16 protein-coding genes and 1 pseudogene are annotated in these 19282 nt (G+C 71.6%); 5 read left to right on the top strand and 12 right to left on the bottom strand.

Going from position 1 to position 19282, the window contains the following annotated elements; translation table 11 throughout:
* Positions 1 to 6: 6 nt before the first annotated feature.
* Complete coding sequence (locus tag LPA41_RS02685; RefSeq protein WP_229067972.1) at positions 7 to 1023, bottom strand: TrkA family potassium uptake protein; 1017 nt, start codon at positions 1021 to 1023, stop codon at positions 7 to 9.
* A gap of 72 nt (positions 1024 to 1095) precedes the next feature.
* Between LPA41_RS02685 and LPA41_RS02680 the strand changes: the two genes are divergently transcribed.
* On the top strand, positions 1096 to 1599 hold the full coding sequence (locus LPA41_RS02680; RefSeq protein ID WP_229067971.1) for a phospholipase: 504 nt from the start codon (positions 1096 to 1098) through the stop codon (positions 1597 to 1599).
* On the opposite strand, the gene LPA41_RS02675 is transcribed toward LPA41_RS02680, so the two are convergent.
* The 3 genes from LPA41_RS02675 to LPA41_RS02665 all read right to left on the bottom strand — a co-directional run bounded on the left by LPA41_RS02675 (position 1586) and on the right by LPA41_RS02665 (position 5923).
* On the bottom strand, positions 1586 to 4219 hold the full coding sequence (locus tag LPA41_RS02675) for an adenylate/guanylate cyclase domain-containing protein (protein WP_374238093.1): 2634 nt from the start codon (positions 4217 to 4219) through the stop codon (positions 1586 to 1588). The genes LPA41_RS02680 and LPA41_RS02675 overlap by 14 nt on opposite strands.
* Positions 4220 to 4706: 487 nt before the next feature.
* Positions 4707 to 4928: a zinc ribbon domain-containing protein gene (locus LPA41_RS02670; protein WP_229067969.1), complete on the bottom strand. Its 222-nt coding sequence runs from the start codon at positions 4926 to 4928 to the stop codon at positions 4707 to 4709.
* A gap of 812 nt (positions 4929 to 5740) precedes the next feature.
* The gene (locus tag LPA41_RS02665) at positions 5741 to 5923 is read right to left on the bottom strand and encodes a hypothetical protein (protein ID WP_229067968.1); all 183 of its coding nucleotides are present in this window, start codon (positions 5921 to 5923) and stop codon (positions 5741 to 5743) included.
* 811 nt (positions 5924 to 6734) lie between these two features.
* On the opposite strand from LPA41_RS02665, the gene LPA41_RS02660 reads away from it, so the two are divergent.
* Both LPA41_RS02660 and LPA41_RS02655 read left to right on the top strand, forming a co-directional pair.
* Entirely contained in the window at positions 6735 to 7490 is a 756-nt protein-coding gene (locus tag LPA41_RS02660) for a lytic murein transglycosylase (protein ID WP_229067967.1), read from the top strand.
* A 100-nt stretch (positions 7491 to 7590) separates the two neighbouring features.
* Positions 7591 to 8613: a GNAT family N-acetyltransferase gene (locus LPA41_RS02655; RefSeq protein WP_229067966.1), complete on the top strand. Its 1023-nt coding sequence runs from the start codon at positions 7591 to 7593 to the stop codon at positions 8611 to 8613.
* A gap of 4 nt (positions 8614 to 8617) precedes the next feature.
* Here LPA41_RS02655 and hemB read toward each other — a convergent pair whose 3' ends face one another.
* From hemB to LPA41_RS02615, 8 genes are all read right to left on the bottom strand, one after another.
* Positions 8618 to 9598: a porphobilinogen synthase gene (gene hemB / locus LPA41_RS02650; protein WP_229067965.1), complete on the bottom strand. Its 981-nt coding sequence runs from the start codon at positions 9596 to 9598 to the stop codon at positions 8618 to 8620.
* Positions 9599 to 9647: 49 nt separating this feature from the next.
* The gene (locus LPA41_RS02645) at positions 9648 to 11234 is read right to left on the bottom strand and encodes a uroporphyrinogen-III synthase (RefSeq protein ID WP_229067964.1); all 1587 of its coding nucleotides are present in this window, start codon (positions 11232 to 11234) and stop codon (positions 9648 to 9650) included.
* Positions 11231 to 12157, bottom strand: a complete 927-nt coding sequence (gene hemC, locus LPA41_RS02640) for a hydroxymethylbilane synthase (RefSeq protein ID WP_229067963.1) — start codon at positions 12155 to 12157, stop codon at positions 11231 to 11233. Before hemC ends, LPA41_RS02645 begins: the two co-directional genes overlap by 4 nt.
* Positions 12154 to 13470, bottom strand: a complete 1317-nt coding sequence (locus LPA41_RS02635; protein ID WP_229067962.1) for a glutamyl-tRNA reductase — start codon at positions 13468 to 13470, stop codon at positions 12154 to 12156. Before LPA41_RS02635 ends, hemC begins: the two co-directional genes overlap by 4 nt.
* Positions 13467 to 14207, bottom strand: coding sequence for a redox-sensing transcriptional repressor Rex (locus LPA41_RS02630; protein WP_229067961.1), 741 nt, complete (start codon positions 14205 to 14207; stop codon positions 13467 to 13469). Before LPA41_RS02630 ends, LPA41_RS02635 begins: the two co-directional genes overlap by 4 nt.
* A 231-nt stretch (positions 14208 to 14438) precedes the next feature.
* Entirely contained in the window at positions 14439 to 15080 is a 642-nt protein-coding gene (locus LPA41_RS02625) for an HAD family hydrolase (RefSeq protein WP_229067960.1), read from the bottom strand.
* Positions 15081 to 15091: 11 nt separating this feature from the next.
* The gene (locus tag LPA41_RS02620) at positions 15092 to 15346 is read right to left on the bottom strand and encodes a glutaredoxin family protein (RefSeq protein WP_229067959.1); all 255 of its coding nucleotides are present in this window, start codon (positions 15344 to 15346) and stop codon (positions 15092 to 15094) included.
* Positions 15343 to 16842, bottom strand: a complete 1500-nt coding sequence (locus LPA41_RS02615; RefSeq protein ID WP_229067958.1) for a class I adenylate-forming enzyme family protein — start codon at positions 16840 to 16842, stop codon at positions 15343 to 15345. Before LPA41_RS02615 ends, LPA41_RS02620 begins: the two co-directional genes overlap by 4 nt.
* Positions 16843 to 17217: 375 nt before the next feature.
* Here LPA41_RS02615 and LPA41_RS02610 point away from each other — a divergent pair, with 375 nt between their 5' ends.
* On the top strand, positions 17218 to 18150 hold the full coding sequence (locus LPA41_RS02610; RefSeq protein ID WP_229067957.1) for an ECF subfamily RNA polymerase sigma factor, BldN family: 933 nt from the start codon (positions 17218 to 17220) through the stop codon (positions 18148 to 18150).
* A 175-nt stretch (positions 18151 to 18325) separates the two neighbouring features.
* Positions 18326 to 19177 (top strand): annotated as a pseudogene (locus tag LPA41_RS02605) (DUF5667 domain-containing protein); the annotation flags it as partial.
* Positions 19178 to 19282: the final 105 nt, after the last annotated feature.

The following is a 19282-nucleotide window of genomic DNA, read 5'->3' as shown; positions in this document are numbered from 1 at the left end:
GCGGCGTCAGACCGAGACGCCGCTGGGCACGCCCTCGTCGTCCCGGATGTAGACCAGCAGGTCACCGGTCTCGATGGTGACCACGTTCCCGCCACCCAGCGGAAGCACCTTGCCGCGGCGGATCAGCGCGACCACCAGCGTGACCAGCTCCCGCGGGTTCTTGCCGACCTCGGCGCGCTCGGCCGAGCGCATCGCCAGCGCCATGCCCTGACCCGGGGTGAGCAGGTCCTCCACCACGTCGATCAGCGGCGGGGCGGTCGTGGTCAGACCCAGCAGGCGGCCCGCCGTCGACGACGACACGATCACGTGGTGCGCGCCGCTCTGCTTCAGCAGGGCCGCGTTCTCCTGCTCCCGGACCGCCGCGATGATCCGGACCTGGCCGGCGGTGAGCTGCCGGACAGTCAGCGTGATCAGCACCGAGGCCTCGTCGCGGTCGGTGGCGATGATGACCGACTTGCAGTTCTTCACGTCGGCTTCGTTCAGCACGGCCGACCGGGTGGCGTCGCCCTCGATCACGACGAAACCACTCGCCATCGCCTGCCGTACGCCGGCCTCGCGGTTCTCCACGATCACGATCCGGGACTTCTCGTAGCCCGTCTCCAGCAGTGCGGCGACCGCAGCCCGGCCCTTGGTGCCGTAACCGCAGATGATGATGTGGTCCTTCAACTTTCGCCTCCACCGGCTGACCCGCAGGCCCTTCCGGTACTGGTCGGTCAGCACCTCCAGCGTGGTGCCGACCAGGATGATCAGGAAGAGCACCCGGGCGGGCGTGATGAACAGGACGTTCACCAGGCGGGCGCTCGGAGAGACCGGGGTGATGTCCCCGTAACCGGTGGTGGAGAGCGTGACCACCGCGTAGTAGGCGCAGTCGAGGAGGGTCAGGCCGTCCTCGTTGACGTCCCGGTAGCCCGCGCGATCGAAGTAGATCACCGCGACGGTGACCGCGACGAGCGAACAGGCCATCGCCAGACGGGCTGCCAGAGCCTTCAGCGGTCCCTGCCGGACCAGCGGTAGATGAATCATGGAACCGCCTGCACGCACTCACCCTAACGGTCAAGCTGGAGATCACACCCGAGAGACGTTATCGGAGGCCGGATGAGTTGGCGCGCCACCGTCGCAGGTTTCCTCCTGGCCGGTACGACGGTGCTGGCCGGACCCGCCGCTGCCGCTCCTCCCGGGACCGCTGCCGCTCTTCCCATATCCGCTGCCGACGACCGAGCGGGCCTGCTGCTGCGCTGGACGCAGCCGACCGCGGCGAGCTTCGCGGCATGGAACGCCGCGCGACAGGATCAAGAGCGATGGGCGGCGTACGGCTTCGACTGGTCCACCGACCGGTGCAGTCACGCACCGGAGAACCCGTTCGGCTTCCGCTTCGGAACCGCCTGCCGCCACCACGACTTCGGGTACCGCAACTACCGGGCGCTGGGCACCTTCGACAAGCACCGCAAACGGCTCGACGAGGTGTTCCGGGCGGACCTGCGGCGCGTGTGCGACAGCCACCGGCTCGCCGCGCAGCCGCCGTGCAACGCGCTCGCCTTCCTCTACTTCCAGTCGGTACGCCTGCTCGGCGACAAACCCCGGGCCGTCAAGATCCACTGACCGCGTTCGCGAACCGCGCGGCACCGTCCTCCAGGTCCGGGTGCTCGACCGCGAGGGCCATCGCCACGATCCGGTCGAAACCCAGGCCGGCGCCGTCCGCGTACGCCTCGTCGAAAGCCGCATCGCCGAGCGCCGCCCGCAGCGACGCCTGCTGCGCCGACCAGAAGGCACCGAACGACTCCGTCCGGCGGGCACCGCGCGCCGCCTCCGCCCCGCCGAACAGCACCGCCGCCGTCACCCGGTCCCCGCCCAGCACACACCGCACCGCGATCGCGGCGACCGCGTCCGCGGCAGCACCCCGGAACCCGTGCCGCAGCCTCGACCGCAACGCCACCACCAGGTGATCGTGTGCGGCGACCAGGTCGGCCCGGCGCAGCGCCACCATCCCCAGCATCCAGTCCACGGCCCGGCGGCCCCGGTCCTCCGGGTGCGCCGCCTCGATCTGACGGGCCGCGCCCAGCAGGTCCGCCGCCTCGGACAGCGCGCCCCGCCGCCACAACAACTCGGCCAGGGCCAGCACCGCCGGTAGCGCGGCAGCAGCCACCCCGAGCCGTTCCGCCTCCGCGATCACCGCACGGCAGGCCTGCTCGGCCGGCTCGCCGTCACCATCCGGCCGCGACCGCCGCGCGGCGAGCGCACGGATCAGAAGCGCGGGGTCGCCGGCCTCGCGGGCCTGTGACTCGGCGCGGGTGAGAAACCGGTCCCGCTCGGCGCGCTCGTCGGCCAGCCCGGCGTGGATCAGGTAGGCACCGGCCAACTCCGCCGGCCCGATCTCCCCGGTCACCCGCCGGTAGAGCCGAGACAGCAGCTCACGGCCCTCCCGGCCGTCGCCGTGCTCCCGCCACCACGGGTCCAGCGCGGCGGCCAGGCGCAGGCCGGAACGCACGTCACCGCTGCACGCCGCCCAGCGCAGCGCGGCCTGCCACTCGGCGACGTACGGGCTCAGTTCGGTGAGCGAGACCGTACGCACCTGGTCGTCGGTGTCCACCGCGACCCGGTCGAGCGCACGCATCGCCCAGGTCAGATGACGCCGGCGGACTGCGGGTTCGTCACCCGTCGCGGCGAGCTGGCGGAGCGCGTACGCCCGTACCTGATCGGAAAGCCGATATCGCGCACCCGGCACCACCTCGACAAGCGATTTGTCGGCAAGCTCGGAGAGCGCGCCGAGCGATTCCGCGCCGCACCACTCGACCGTGGACAGCTCCACCGGCCCGGCGAAGACCGCGAGCCGGCGCAGCAACTCCGCCGCCCGGCTGCCGAGCGTCCGGTACGACCACGCCAGGTTGTTGGCCAGGCTGGCGTGCCGCCCGTCGCCGGCCGCGTCGTTGTCCAGCGCACCGAGCGGGTCGTCCAGGCGCCGGGCCAGCTGCTCCGCGGGGAGCAGTCGCAGGCGTGCGGCGGCCAGCTCGATCGCCAGCGGCGAACCCTCCAGCCGCGCGGCCAGCCCGGCCAGCTGCTGGTCACCGTCGCCGGGCCGGCCACCCTGAGCCGCCGACGCGCGCTCCCGCAGCAGCGCGAAGGCGTCCGCCGGAGCAAGCGGCGGGATCCGCCACACCGTCTCGCCGGGCAGGCCGAGCGGCGCCCGGCCGGTGGCCACCACATCCAGCCGGCGACAGCGGCTCAGCAGCCGGTGCACCAGCGTGGCGGTGACCGACGGCGCCGCGTCACACGTCTGCAGCAGCACCAGCATCCGCCGCTCGGCGCACTGCTCGACCAAGGTCTCGATCATCGGACGGCCCGGTTCGGGCCGCAGACCCAGAGCCGCGGCCAGCATGGTGGGCAGGCCGTCCGCGGCGGTGGCGGCATCGATCGTCCAGACACCACCGGGGTACGCGGGAAGCAGCTGATCGGCCACCGCCAAAGTGAGCCGGGTCTTGCCGGAACCGCCCGGTCCCACCACGGTGACCAGCCGGTTGCGACCGATCAGCTCGGACAGTTCGGTGAGCTCGGCAGCGCGCCCCACGAACCGGCTGTGCGCGGCCGGCAGGTTGTGCCGGGGGGCCTCCGCGGTGCGCGGCCGGGGGAACTCACGTTCCAGCCCCGGCGCGACAACCTGGAAGATCCGCTCGTCGTCGTCGAAGCCGCGCAGGCGGTAGGCGCCCAGGTCGAGCAGGTCGACGGCGGCGAGCCCACCCCCCGTCCCGCCTTTCGTGCCGCCTTTCGTGGAGGCGCCGGTGTAGGCCGCGGTCACGGCCAGCGCGGTCGCCTCGGAACAGAGGATCTGCCCGCCGTGCGCGGCAGCCGACACCCGGGCCGCGCGGTGCACCTCGGCGCTCGCGTACTCCCGGCCCACCGGTGTCGCGTACCCGGTGTGCAATCCGATCCGGACTCGGGGCACCGCGTCCCGCCGCGGCCAGTCGTGAGCGGACAGTCGCCGCTGCGCCTCCACGCACGCGGCGACGGCGTCCCCGGCGTTACCGAACGCCACGAAAAATGAGTCACCCTCCGTGAGAAGCTCGACACCACCGAAGTCGTCCAGCACAGCGCGTAGCACTGATCGGTGGGCATTGAGGACCCCCCGGTACGCCTCGCCGAGCATCCGGGCCAGCCGTGTGGAGCCCTCTATGTCGGTGAACATAAAGGTCACCAGACCACTGGGTAGCTCGCTCCATCCCGACACGGTGGACCCTCCGCCCCCTTTTTTGGAAGTCGCGCCTCATGCTGCCGTATCTCTGTGTCACCGCCCATCGTAGAAACGGACGGTGACTATTTGCCCGCGACGGCCGACCCCTTACGGAGTACATGTGATCGCGACATCGACACGCCGGCGTACGGGACTACGCGTCTCGTAACGAAAGAGATCGAAGGCGGAAACGCCGCGTCCGGCCAAAAGCGTCAGGACGTTCGGGTGTACCCGTACGTGGCCCCGGATCGGCACCCGGCGCGAGGGCGAGGTCACCGGCCGGGGTCACCGCGCCGGGTCGGGCCGCTTTTCACCCGCCGGGGGTCACGGCCTTGGCCTCAGACCGCTTTCGAGCCGCCGCCGCGGGCCGCTTTCGAGCCGCCGCCGCACGGGCCGCTTCGAGCCGGCCGCCACCGCGGGCCGCTTCGAGCCGCAGCCGCACGGCCCGGAGGGTGGCCGTGCGGCAGCACTCGAACGGATCCGATCAGCAGCCGCAGCCGCCGCCGCAACAACCCCCGCCGCCGGCCGCGGGCCCGGCCGGCGCCGACGCCCCACCGCCACGGCCGGTGACAGCGACAGTGGACAACAACTTCACGGTGTCGCCGTGGCCCTGCGGGCAGGCCGCGGGATCGGTCGAAGCACTCATCGGACGGCTGAGCTCGAAGGTGTCGCCGCAGGCGCGGCAGCGGTACTCATAACGGGGCATCCGACCAGCGTAGGACCCCTGCGACGATCCGCGCACAGGTAGTCGGACACCTGCCGCTTCCGGCCTCCCGGCAGGGTGACACGAACGGGTAGGGTCGACGCCGTGGCGGAGGCACCGAAGAAACCGGTAGAGCTACCCGGACTGCGCGCCGCGGCTCCGCAACTGCGGAGACCGCTGGGCGGTTCCGGCGCGGCGCCGGTTCAGCGCGGCCCGAGCAAGTCGGAAATGTCGGGCGAGAAGCCGCCGGCCAAGGACGCTCCGGCGAACTCTGCCGCCGCCCCTTCTGCTACCTCTGAACCCGCTGCCTCTGGGTCCGCCCCGAGCGCAGGCTCTCGGCCCGAGTCAGGCACAGGCGCCCAACCCGCCGCAGGGTCCGAAGCAGCCGCGAGCGCAGGCACCGGACCAGCCACAGCCTCCGGACCAGCCGCGGGCGCAGGCTCCGGATCCGTTGAGCCGGGCTCGGACACGAGGAGCGCTACCGACGCTGATCCGACCTCGTCGAGCGGAGCGGCTGCGTCCTCCCCCGCCGCCGAGCCCGTCTCGGCCTTCGCAAATGGCGGGGTTGAAACCGGAGCTTCGTCGCGGGCCGAAGAAACGGCAAAGCCCACGAAATCGCCGAGATCAGCGGATTCGGCCGGCTGGGATCCCGCAAGGCCGGTCAAGCCTGAGCAGGACGCCGGGTGGGACCCAGCAAAGCCGGATGAAGCTGCCACGAAGCGAGGGGCCCAGGGCACCGCAGCGGCAGCGGCAGCGGCAGCGAGGTCTGAGAATCGGGCGAAGCCTGCCGAGGCAGCAGGTACAGCATCTGAGGGTCAAGCGGCCTCAGCGGCGACCGATGCTAAGGCCGCGGGGCCGGACGCCGAAAAGTCGACATCCGCGAAGTCGGCGGCCTCGGACAAGGTTTCTGCGGGCGCGCCCACGAGCAGCACGGCGACGGGCGGCGTGGCCGACACGGACGACACCGGCGGCCAGGACAGCGCGAGCAAAAGCGGCACGGGCCTGAGTGGCGCGGGACTGAGCGGCGCGGGCACAAATGGCGCGGGCAGCGCGAGCGTTGTTGCTCGCGGGACCGCTGAGGCGGCGAAAGATGTGGTCGGCACGCCTGGTGGAGCTGCTGGAGTGGGCAAGAGCGAGGCTGGCGCGAGCCAGCCCGGCGCTGGTGAGGGCGGTAAGAGCGAGGCAGGCGTCAGTAAAGCCGGCACGCCGGGTGCCGCCGCCGAAGCCGCCGGAACGGGCAAGGGCGAGCCGGGCAAGGGCCTGACGGGCGCAGGCGGGTCGAACTCCGACAAAGCTGGCGTCGGTGAGCCAGGCAAGAGCCAGGCGGGCGCGGGCGAGTCGAGCAGCAAAGGCCAGGCCGGCGCGGACGAGTCGGGCGCCAAAGGCCAGGCCGGCGCGGGCGAGGCGGCCAAGGGTGAAGCCGGCGTCGGTGTGGCTGGGGCTGCTCAGGTCGCGCCGGCCCGGAAGGGGCGGCGGGTTCGGCCCGGGCGGGCTGTCGGGCGGGCTGGGCGGGCGACCGTCGGGTGGGCTCGGAGCCCCAACGGGCGGGTTGTCATTCCCGGTGTGGTGGTCGTGCTTCTGATCGCTTTGGCCGGTACTTCGGGGGCTTACCTCGTACCCAAGGCCCTTGAAGGTGCCGCGCCCAGCGCGACGCCTGCTTTCGGCGATTCGGCTGCGCCGGTGGCTTCGGGCGCGCCCACCGGGGATCCGGGGCTCGGCGGGACCGGACTGCCGGGCGCGGGCGGGACCGGGCTGCCGGGCGTAGGTGGCACCGGGCTGCCAGGCGTGGGCGGAACCGGACTGCCGGGCGTGGGGGCCACAGGATTGCCCGGTGCGGGTGCCACGGGTCTGCCGGGGCTCGGGACGACAGCGGTGCCGGGCGGGACCGGGCTGCCCAACGCCGGGCTGCCCACTGCCGGGCTGCCCACTGCCGGGCTTCCCACTGCCGGCCTGCCGGGGCTCTCGACCACGCAGCCGGGCGGGACCGGGGGCCGGCCCGCGGACGCGCTTTCCGGGTGGGCCACCCAGGTCGGCACGCAGGTCGGCATTCCGGTGGTGGCGGTGCAGGCATACGGGTACGCCGAGCTGGTGACCGCGCGCACCACCCCGTCCTGTCATCTGAGCTGGACCACGCTCGCCGCGATCGGCAAGGTGGAGTCGGAGCACGGCAGTGCGAACGGCGCGGTGCTGGGTGTGGACGGCGTCTCCACGCCGACCATTTTCGGTCTGCCGCTGGACGGGCAGGGTGGCCGGCAGCGGATCAACGACACCGACCGCGGGCAGTTCGACGGGGACGCCACGTACGACCGGGCGGTGGGTGCGATGCAGTTCATCCCGACCACCTGGAACGAGAACGCGGTCGACGGCGACAACGACGGCACGAAGAACCCGAACGACATCGACGATGCCGCGCTGACCGCCGCCGTCTACCTGTGCAAGGGCGGGCGGGACCTGGCGAAGGCGGAGTCCTGGTGGGACGCGGTGCTGTCGTACAACGCGCTGCGGCCGTACGCGCAGAAGGTCTTCCAGCAGGCCGACGAGTACGGGCGGCGCAGCCGGAGCTGACGGCGGCAGCGACCCGACGAAGGCTGACGCTGGGTGAGCGGAGCCGTATTTTGCGTGGCCAGCACTTCCCAGATGGTCACGTTAACGGCACGATGTACGGGTGAGGGTGCGTGAATGGGATCCACGCTCCGCGTCCGCGGCCGAGATCCAGTCGCTCGTGGAGACGGTGAACGCGGCCATGGCCGCAGATCTCCCGGATGATCCACCCTGGTTGGACGTACAGGTCCGGGATTACCTGGCCGAGACCATGCCGGGCGAGCGGCGGATCACCTGGGTGGTCGAGGATGACCGGTTGCCCGAGGGAGCCGGCACCATTTTCGCGCACGTCAACATCCTGCTGCTCGGTGACATCGGCGTGCTGGAGATCCTGGTCCGGCCCGACCTGCGCCGGCGTGGCCTGGGGCGTCAGCTGGTCGCGGTGGCGGCCCGCCGGGCCTATCTGGAGGGTTTCACCTCGATCGGGGTGGAAGCGATCGGCGGCACCCCGGCGATCCCGTTCTACGAGTCGCTGGGCTTCGAGCGCGAATACGTGGAAACCCGCAGCGTGCTCAACCTGGAGTCGGTGGACTGGCTGACCTTGGGCGCGATGGCGGGCGGGATCAGTTCCGGCTACCGCATCGAATACCACCCGGGTGGGCCGCCGGAGCCGCTCCTCGAGGCGTATGCGAAGACCAAGTCCGAGGCGCAGAACGACGATGACGACCTGGACCTGGCGCCCCGCTCGTCCGATCCGCAGCGGCTGCGGGAGTCGCTCGACACGCTGCACAGGCGGGGCCTCAAGCCGTACATCGTGCTTGCCATCCACGAGGCCAGCGGCACGGTCGCGGGCCTGACCGAGGTGGTGGTGCCGGCGCAGCACCCGGAGCGTGCCGACCAGTACGACACGATCGTGGTCCGGGAGCACCGGGGCTACGGCATCGACCGCGCGATCAAGGCGCGGATGCTGTTCGAGTTGCGGTCCGCCGAGCCGGGCCTGCGCCAGGTCCAGACGTGGAACGCCCACAACAACGAGTCGATGCTGAAGGTCAACGCCGAGCTGGGTTACCAGTCCGACCGGGACTGGTTCGAGTACATCGCGGATGTGGCCCAGCTCGTGCACACCCTGGAACCCAGGGAGCAGTGACAGTTCACTTCAGCATCTGGGCGACCTCGGTGGCCCAGTAGGTCAGGGTGATCTGCGCCCCGGCCCGCTTGATGGACGTCAGCGACTCCAGGATGACCCGTTCCCGGTCGATCCACCCGTTGGCAGCGGCGGCCTCGACCATCGCGTACTCACCGGACACCTGGTAGGCGGCGACCGGCACGGTCACCCGGTCGCGGATCGCGGCGATCACGTCGAGGTACGGCAGGGCCGGCTTCACCATCACGATGTCGGCGCCCTCGGCCACGTCCAGGTCGACCTCGCGCAACGCTTCCCGCAGGTTCGGCGGGTCCTGCTGGTACTGCCGGCGATCGCCCTGCAGGGTGGATTCCACGGCTTCGCGGAACGGGCCGTAGAAGGCGCCCGCGTACTTCGCCGAGTAGGCGAGGATCGCGATGTCCTGGTGGCCGGCGGCGTCCAGCGCCTTGCGGATCACGCCGATCTGGCCGTCCATCATGCCGGACGGACCGACCATGTGCGCGCCGGCGTCAGCCTGTGCGACAGCCATCTCCGCGTAGATCTTCAGGGTGGCGTCGTTGTCGACGGAGCCGTCGGCGGCGAGGACGCCGCAGTGCCCGTGCGAGGTGAACTCGTCCAGGCAGAGGTCGCTCATCACCACTGTGGCATCGCCGAACTCACGGCGGAGGTCCCGGACGCCGACGTTCAGGATGCCGTCCGGGTCGAGGCCGGCGGACCCGGTCGCGTCCTTGTTGGCGTTGTCCGGCACGCCGAAGAGCATCAGGCCGCCGACGCCGGCGCTTACCGCCTCGGTGGCGGCCTTGAGCAGCGATTCCCGGGTGTGCTGGACGACGCCGGGCAGGGAGCTGATCGGCTTCGGCTCGGTCAGCCCCTCCTTGAGGAAGAGCGGCAGGACCAGTTCGGAGGGCGCGAGGCGGGTCTCCTCGACCAGGCGCCGGATGGCCGGGGTGCGCCGGAGGCGGCGCGGGCGAATGTCGGGGAAGGACATCGATGCTCCCTTCAGGTGCGCCGGCCGGGCCGGCGCACCTGACCACGGGTCAGCGGAAACGAAGGGCGGTCGGGCCCTGGACCTTGGAGCCGCGGCGCTGCTTGGCAGGCATCGCGGCGAGCTTCTCGCGAAGCTCGAGAGCGTACTCCGCGAGCGCCTCGACCAGGTCGGGCACGGAGGCGTTCTGCGGCTGGGTGTCCACCCGCAGGCCGAACTCGACGGCGGTCTCGGCGGTCTTCGGGCCGATCACCGCGACGACGGTGCGGGCGTGCGGCTTGCCGGCGATGCCGACCAGGTTGCGCACGGTCGAGGACGAGGTGAAGAGCACCGCGTCGAAGCCGCCCGACTTGATCGCGTCGCGGATCTCGGCGGGCGGCGGGGCGGCGCGCACGGTGCGGTACGCCGTGACGTCGTCGACCTCCCAGCCGCGCTCGATGAGCCCGGCCGCCAGGGTCTCGGTGGCGATGTCGGCGCGTGGCAGCAGCACCCGGCCGACCGGGTCGAGGATCTCGTCGTGCGGCGAGAACTCGGCCAGCAGACCCTCGCTGGACTGCTCGCCGGCCGGGATCAGCTCGGGCTGGATGCCGAACGCCCGGACCGCCTCGGCGGTGGCCTCACCGATGCAGGCGATCTTCACACCGCCGAAGTGGCGGGCGTCGAGGCCGTGCTCGGCGAACTTCTCCCAGACCGCACGGACCGCGTTCACCGAGGTGAAGATCACCCAGGCGTACCGTCCGTCGACCAGGCCCTTGACCGCGCGCTCCATCTGGGCCGGGGTGCGGGGCGGCTCGACGGCGATGGTCGGCACCTCGCACGGGATCGCACCGTAGGCGCGGAGCCGGGCACTCATGGCGCCGGCCTGCTCCTTGGTCCGCGGGACGAGAACCTTCCAGCCGTACAGCGGGCGGTTCTCCCACCAGCTCAGGTTGTCGCGCTCGGCGACGTCGGAGCCGACGGTGAGCACGACCCGGCCGGTGAAGCCGAGCGCCGCCGCGACGAAGCTGTCCACCGTCGAGGTGGTCGTGTACTGCGTCTCCCCGGTGCCGTCACCTGTGACACCGACCGGCACACCCGGCTCGACACCGGCGGCCAGCAGGCCGTCACGGACGGCGGCCAGGTCCCCGGCGTCCACGGCGACGGCGAACGAGCCCTTCTGGGCCGCGCCGGCGAGCGCGTCGAAGTCCAGGGTGGTGATGTCGTCGACGTCGGCGGCGATCCGCACGCCGGGCAGCGGGACGCCGGCGTACGCCGCGACGCCCTCGGCCTGACCGATGCCGGGGATCACCTCGAAGTGCACCGCGGTCCGGGCGACCGCCTGCACCTCCTTGACCACCGATTCGTGGCCGAACGGGTCACCGGCGACCAGGTGCACCGCGGAGAGGCCCGACTTGGCGGCGGAGAGCAGCACCTTGGCGACGTCGCCGGGGGCGCCCTCGGCGACGCTGAACTGGGCGTCCTCCTTGGCGTCGGAACGGATCGCGCTCAGCAGCGACTCGGGCACGCCGCGGTCGTAGACCACCTGGTCGGCATCGGTCAGCGCCGCGTACGCGCGACGGGTCAGCAGCTCCGGGTCGCCGGGTCCGGCGCCGATGAACGCGATGCGTCCGGCTGGCTTACGGGCGGTGCGGGTGGTCATTCTGTGCTCCCCATCAGGGTATCGGCGCCGGCGTCGAGAAGATCGGTGGCGAGTGCCTTGCCGATCTCCGCCGCGCCGGCGGGCGTTCCGGTGCGCGACAGCCGGATGGCTCGAACCCCATCCGGGCTGAACACCGCACCGCGCAGGTAAATCTCGTCACCGTTGTCGCCCTCGGCAACCTCGGCGTGTGCCGCGACCGGGGCAGAGCACCCGGCCTCGAGCGTGGCGAGCAACGACCGCTCCGCCTGCACGGCGGCGCGGGTCGGTGCGTGGTCGAGCACGGCCAGCAGCTCGACCAGGTCGGCATCGTCGGCCCGGCACTCCACCGCCAGCGCACCCTGAGCCGGTGCGGGCAGCATGAGCATCGGGTCGAGCGTCTCGGTGATCTCCGCTGATCGGCCGAGGCGCGACAGGCCGGCCCGGGCGAGGACGACCGCGTCGAGGTCGGCCTCGGGGCCGAGCACCCGCGCGATCCGCGTGTCCACGTTCCCCCGAATCGGCGTGACCTGCAACTCTAGGCCCAAAGCCTGCAATTGCGCGATTCGGCGCACCGCACCGGTCCCGATCTTGGAGCCGGGTGGGAGCTCCGCGAGCGTCAGATTGTCCCGGGCGACGAGCGCGTCCCGCGGGTCCTCACGCACCGGCACGGCGGCGATGTGCAGCCGCGGGTGCTCGGCGGTGGGCAGGTCCTTGTACGAGTGGACGGCGAAGTCGATCTCGTCGGCGATGAGCGCGTCACGCAGCGCGGAGACGAAGACGCCCACGCCGAGCCGGGCCACCGGCGCCGCGGAACGGTCACCCGCCGTGACGATGCGGACGAGTTCGACCGCGCGGCCGGTCGCCGCGGTCAGCGCGTCGGCGACCATCTGGGACTGGGTGAGCGCGAGCGCGCTGCCCCGGGTGCCGAGACGAAGCGGTGTCATGCCTTCCCCCCGATCTCGGGCACCGCGTTCGCCGTTGCGGCGAGCGGCACATCCAGGTCGAACAGTTCACGCAGCAGTGCGGCGTACTGGTCCCCGCCGGGCTCGGCGGCGAGCTGCCGGACCCGCACCGTCGGCGAATGCAGCAGCTGCTGCACGACCCGGTGCAGGGTACGTGAAACATCGCCCCGCTGCTCCTCGGTGAACTCCGGCCGCCTGGAGATCAGCTTGCGCATCTCGGCCGAGACCACCTCCTCGGCACGGGTCCGCAACGCCGCCACCGTAGGCGCGATCTCGGCGCCCCGCAGCCACCCGAGGAAGTTGTCCACCTCACTGGCGACGATCTGCTCGACGGCCGCGGTCTCAGCAGCCGCGGGCAGGGCCCGGCGGCTCGCGGCGAGCCCGTCGATGTCCACGACGACCAGGCCCGGCAGGTCGGCGGCGTCCGGCGCGACGTCCCGCGGCACGGCCAGGTCCAGCACGATCAGCGGGTGTTCGGCGCCGGTCCGCGCGGCGAGCACCCTGGTCAGGCGTTCCCGGGTGAGCACCGGGTCGGTGGCGGCGGTCGCGGTGACCACGATGTCCACCTCACCCAGTGCGGAGTCGAGGTCGGCGAAGGGCACGGCGATCGCGCTGTACGCCTCGGCCAGCCGGTCGGCCCGCTCGGCACTGCGGTTGGTGACCCGCAGCGGCCCGACGCCGGTGCGGGTCAGCGTCGCCACCGAGAGCGCACCCATCGCACCGGCACCGATGACCAGCGCGGACCGCCCGGTGAGGTCACCGCCGAGGTGGTCGGCGGCGACGTCGAGGGCGGCCGTGACGACGCTCTGCCCGGCCCGGTCGATGCCGGTCTCGGCGTGCGCCCGTTTGCCGACCCGCAGCGCCTGCTGCATCAGCTCGTGCATCAGCCGGCCGGCGGAATCCACCTCGGTGGCCGCGTGGTAGGCGTCGCGCAGCTGGCCGAGGATCTGTGCCTCGCCGACCACCATCGAGTCGAGGCCGGACGAGACCCGGAACGAGTGCTGGACCGCCGCCTCGCCGTAGTGCACGTAGAGGTGCCCGGCCAGTTCGTTGGCCGGGATGCCGGAGTGCTCGGCGAGCACGTTGCAGATGTCGCCGAGACCGCCGTGGAAGCCGGTGACCGCCGCGTAGACCTCGACCCGGTTGCAGGTGGAGACGACCACGGCCTCGCCCACATAGGGCTGGGCGACGAGTTTTTGCAGCAGGTCCGGCAGACCGGACTCGGGAATGGCGAGCTTCTCCAGCGCTGCCACGTCGGCGGTGCGGTACGACGCACCGATGCTGAGCAGGTTCACGAGCCGACCGCCTCCTGATTGCCCCCCTCGGCGGACCGGCCACCAGGTAGCGCGGTCAGAGACGCCTTGCGGTGCTCATGGAACGAAAGGATCTGCAGCTCTATGGCGAGATCCACCTTACGGACATCAACATTCGGGGGCACCGAGAGAACACCCGGTGCGAAGTTCAAGATGCTTGTCACACCCGCGGCGACAAGCACGTCCGCGACCGCCTGGGCGGAGCCGGGCGGGGTGGCGATGACACCGATCGCGATGCCCTCCTCGGCGGCGACCCGGTCCAGGTCGTCGATGTGCTGGACGGCCAGCCCGTTTATCCGCTCGCCGACCTTCTTCGGGTCGGCGTCGAAGAGGGCCACCACGCGGAAGCCGCGGCTGGCGAAGCCGGCGTAACCGGCCAGCGCGTGCCCGAGATTGCCGACCCCGACCAGGCAGACCGCCCGGTTCTTGTCCAGGCCCAGGATGTACTCGATCTGGTCGATCAGCAGGGCGACGTCGTAGCCGACCCCCCGGGTCCCGTAGGAGCCCAGGTGGGAGAGGTCCTTGCGGAGCTTCGCGGAGTTCACCCCGGCGGCGGCCGCGAGGCCCTCGCTGGAGACGGTCTCGGCGCCGGTCTCGGCGAGGTGGTGGAGGGCGCGCAGGTATTCCGGCAGCCGCGCGATGGTCGCCTCCGGTAGATCCGGGAAGGCCGGGACGCCATCGGCTTCGCCGGGCGTGCTTCCTTGACGCTGCTGGCTCATCTGACTCCGTGCCGACGAGGCGGACCTGCGGTGAGCCCAGTCTGTGCGATACCGGTGAAACCCTCTGCGGGTGGCTGTGGTAGCGGGGCTCGTCGGAGTCACAGAGTAGGCGCTTGTGAAGGCGTGCACAAATCGCGATCTTGTCGGGACAATTGGACAAGATCGACCCGCTGTGTTAGCCGAGCCGACCTGTCGAGTATTACCGAGCGGAAGTCGCCAGGGCCACCTGACTCAGAGTGAGATGGCTGTCTTTACCGCGTCCACCAGTGTGTCGGCGACCGGATAGCCGGATGTGCGGAGCCGATCGGGGTCGGTGAAGCCACCGGTGTAGAGCACCGCCCGGCCGCCGACCGCCTCGGCCGCGTAGGCGTCGTCGAGCGAGTCACCGATCAGCACCACCTGACTGCCGTCGACGCCGAGCCCCTCCAGGTGCCGCGCCAGGTGCCCGGCCTTCAGGTCGCCGCCGACCTCGGTGCGCAGGCCGTCGATCCGGGCGAAGATGCCGGCCAGGCCGTACGTCTCCACGGCCGGCACCAGCTCGCTGTGGAACCACATGGAGAGCAGCGACTGCGTACCCGGCCAGCTCTTGATCGCGGCCATCGCGTCGGCGGCCAGCGAGATGTCGGTCAGGCCGAGCCGGTACGCGTCGTGGAAGATCCGGTCGAGCCGGCCGAACTCCTCGGCATCCACCGCCCGGCCGAGCATCTCGGCGTAGAACTCGGCCACCGGCCGCCGGAAGGCCCGCCGGTGCTCGTCGGCGGCGACCCTGCGGGCGCCGACCGAGGCGAAGGCCTCGTTGGTCGAGGAGACCACCAGGTGAAGATCGTCGAGAAGGGTTCCGTTCCAGTCCCAGACCAGGTGTTCAGCTGTCACGATCAGCCAACCTACAGGCGCGGTTCGCCCGGCTGCCGGGCCAGATCCCGCAGCAGGCGCTCCTCCTCGATGCGCCAGTAACCGTGCTCCTTGCCGTCCAGCAGCAGCACCGGCACCCGGTCACCGTAGTCGCGTTCCAGCTCGACGTCCGAGTCGACGTCGACCTTGGTCCACCCACCCGGCGCGATCCGGTCGAGCGTCTGCTCGGCCACCTCGCACAGGTGACAGCCGGCCCGGCTGATCAGCGTGAGCCTGTTGTCGGTCACCGCAGTTCCCCCTTACGCACCTTGCCGATCGCCGACCGGGGCAGCTCGGTCACCAGTTCGATGCTGGGCAGCTTGAACCGGGCCAGCCGGGCCGCACACCACACCTGGAGCTCGGCCACGCCCGGCGCCGGATCCCCGGCGGGCACCACGAACGCGTGCGGGCGCTGCCCGGTCTCCGGATCGGGCACGCCGACCACCGCGGCGGCGGCCACCCGCGAGTGACCGTCGAGCACCCGCTCGATCTCGGCCGGGTAGACGTTGAAGCCGTTCACCAGGATCAGTTCGCCGATCCGGTCGACCAGGACCAGGTCGCCGTCACCGTCGGCGTAGGCCACGTCCCCGGTGGGCCACCAGCCGTCCGGCCCGGGACCGCCGTGACCCGCCGGCCAATAACCGGCGAACAGGTTCGCGCCGCGCACCACGATCTCGCCCGGGTCGGTGCCGTCCGAGCCGGCCACGTCGACATCCGGGCCGGCGCGGTCGGCATCCGGCGAGACAGTGCCGTCACGCCACAGCGCGGCACCGGCGGAGTCGCGCAGCAGCAACTCGACGCCGGGCAGCGGCCGGCCGATCGAGCCGACCTTGTCCCGGTGACTGACGGCCGTGGTGGTCAGCACCGGGGCGGCCTCGGTCAGCCCGTACCCGATCAGGATGCTCGTGCCGGTCAGCTGCCGGAAGCGCGTCGCGATGCCGGGCTCCAGCGGTGCCGCGCCGCAGACCGCGGTCCGCAGGCCTTCCAGCGCCTCGCCCGCGTCCGGTTCGGCGATCCAGGCCTGGTACATGCCGGGCACGCCGACCGTGACGGTGATGCCGTGCCGGGTGATCAGTTTCAGCGTCGCGGCGGGGTCGAACCGCTCCGCCAGGACGCCGGTGGCGCCGTGCCACGCGACCGTGCCGAGCCCGGTGTTCAGCCCGTAGGCGTGGAAGAACGGCACCGCGAGCAGCACCACGTCGTCCGGCCCGACCACCGGCGGCTCGATCCGATCCAGCTGGTCATGGTTGGCGGCGAGCGCGGCGTGGGTGAGCATCGCGCCCTTCGGACGCCCGCTCGTGCCCGAGGTGTAGAGCAGAACCGCGAGATCTCCGGCGCCCACCTCCGGCAGGATGCCGTCCCCGGCTTCGATCTCCAGGGGTACGCGCGAAACGGTCACCAGACGCAACCGTGGCGGTCCCGCGGGCTCCCCGATGATCAGGACCGCGCCCGAGTCGGTCACCGCGTGATCGATCTCGCCGGCCGTGTATCCGGGGTTGAGTGGCACCGCGACGCGGCCGGCCCGCAGCACCCCGAACCAGGCGACCGCGAAGTCGACGGTGTTGCCGAGCACCAGGGCGATCCGGTCGCCCGGAGCGGTGCGCGCAGCCGTCCAGTGGGCGGCCAGCGAGACCCGTTTGTCCAATTCTGACCATGTGAGGACCGTGTCCCCGGCGATCAGGGCGGGCCGGTCGGGGCGGCGGCCGGCGGCCTCGGCGACCGGATCGCGGGCGGGTTCCTCCACGAGGCCCGAGTCTGGCACAAACAGCCCCCGACCGGGATGCCGGACAGCAGGTCCGTTCGTTCCGCAACCTCGTCGGCGAGGGTGGCGGCGACTCCGGGCGCCGCATTGCAGCCGTTTCGCGGCTTTGCGCGCAGCGCACACGGTGTGCGACTCCTCGTGTCCGAAGTCGGTGATACTTCCGTCTGCGTAACGGAAGCCACACCAACGGGTGAGGTCAACCGGCTTTTCAGCGGGTTGACCCGCCCCTTTTGTTGTGAGTGACCACCCTCATCCCGAGGAGGCCGCTGTGCCACACAAAGCACGGAATTATGGCGAATTCATGTCTGGCGGGACTGATTCGCAATCGTCACAGGCCCGCCGGGTTGAGGAGGCGAAGTGACTCATGTGTACGCCGATGCACGGCTCGCGCTCAACGAAGGACTGACCGCTCTGCGTGACTCCCTGGACGGCTCGATCGTCAACGCCATCCGCGGCGAAAGCCCGAAGCAGACCGGCAGCCGCCGGCCGCCGAACGGGCCGCCCGCCGTCACCCAGCCGAACGGAGGCAACGGCAAGTTCGGTGGAGGGGGGCGGATCGGCACCTCACGGCCGCCGGCCCAGCCGACCGCCGGGCAGCGGTCGAACCTCGGTGAGAACGAGACCACGCCCGGCGACCACACCGTCGTGCTGCCACAGCAGAGCACGACCGGTCCACCCACCGAGACCGCGCCGCCGAAACATCCGGCCCGGCCCGACCGGGGCGACCCGGCCGCCGAGGTGTGGGCGCTCGTCGAGCGTGCGCAGGCCGGCGAGGCGGAGGCGTTCGGGCTGATCTACGACCGGTACGTCGACACCGTCTTCCGGTTCGTCTACTTCCGGGTCGGCAACCGGCAGCTGGCCGAGGACCTGACCTCGGACACGTTCCTGCGTGCGCTCAAGCGGATCGGCAGCTTCACCTGGCAGGGCCGTGACCTCGGTGCCTGGCTGGTCACCATCGCCCGGAACCTGGTCGCCGACCACTTCAAGTCGGGCCGGTACCGCCTCGAGGTGACCACCGGCGACGTCCTCGACGCCGACCGGGAGGACCGCGGGCCCGAGGGGAGCCCGGAGTCCGCCGTGGTGGACCACATCACGAACGTCGCCCTGCTCACCGCCGTCAAGCAGCTCAACCCGGAGCAGCAGGAGTGCATCGTGCTGCGGTTCCTGCAGGGCTTCTCGGTGGCCGAGACCGCGCAGACCATGGGCAAGAACGAAGGTGCCATCAAGGCGCTGCAGTACCGGGCCGTCCGGGCGCTCAACCGGCTGCTGCCGGAAGGGTTCCAATCTTGATCCGGCGTTCTCGGATGTCGATCTCCGATACCCGACGGCACCCCCTCGCACCCGTAACCGGGGCCGCGTGTCGCGCGTTTGTCCGGATGCGAACCGGGACCGTGACAGGCCGCCCGGTTGCCTACGCCGGCCCGCAGGTCGGCGAGACAGTCACGAGCGAGGGGAGGTGCCCACGGTGAAGTTCGCTTTCCTGGACCGCCGGAGCGCCGAGCGCTTCGCGGAACTACTCGACGAAACCGGCGGCGCCCGTCGGCACCACACCCGTGGCCAGGCCGACGAGGAGCTCCAGCGGCTGGTCGCCATCGGCAACCGCCTCGGCGCGGCGCGGCCCGGCGCACCTGTCGAGTCCGAGTTCCGCGTCGGCCTGCGCGCCATGCTGGTCGCCACGGCCGAGCGGGACGGCATCGGCCGGACCGCGGTCGACGACGCCGAGCCCGTCGACGACACCGTCGAAGGAGTCCGGCGCTCGATCTTCGGCCGCCGGATCCGCGCCCGGGGTGCGATCGTGATCGGCGTCGCCGCCGGTGCGATGGCGGTCTCCGGGATCTCCGCAGCGAGCGAGAGCGCGTCACCGGGCGACGCCCTGTACGGCGTCAAGCGGTCGACCGAGCGGGCGCAGCTGGCGATCGCCGGGTCCGACGTGTCGCGGGGCCAGCTGTCGCTGGACTTCGCCCGCAACCGGCTGGCCGAGGCCGTCGCCATGGACGGCAACGACCCGGCGTTCCGCACGGTGCTGGACGACATGGACGCCGACACCCGCAAGGGCGTCCGGCTGCTCAACACGTCCGCGGTCACCAACTCCGACGTCAAGCCGCTGACCACGCTGAACGGTTTCGTCACCGCGCAGCGCAAGGCGTTCGCGCCGGCACTCGACGACCTCACCCCGGCCAACCGGGACCGGGCGGCGGCATCGCTGGCGCTGCTCGAGGACGTCGCGGACCGGACCGAGCAGCTGCGTGGCGGCCTGGACTGCGATCGGGTCACACCGAGCGGCTCGGACGATCTCGGGCCGAAGCTGCGCGGCTGTGGCTCCGGCGCCGACACCGACAAGGAACCGGCGACCCAGCCGAAGCCGGCACACACCGGTGGCGGCAAGGCTCCGGCGAACAAGACGCACAGCAAGTCGGCGACG

The sequence above is a fragment of the Actinoplanes sp. DH11 genome (genome assembly GCF_020873875.1).
GTDB lineage: Bacteria > Actinomycetota > Actinomycetes > Mycobacteriales > Micromonosporaceae > Actinoplanes.
This window is presented reverse-complemented; position numbering and strand designations above follow the sequence as displayed.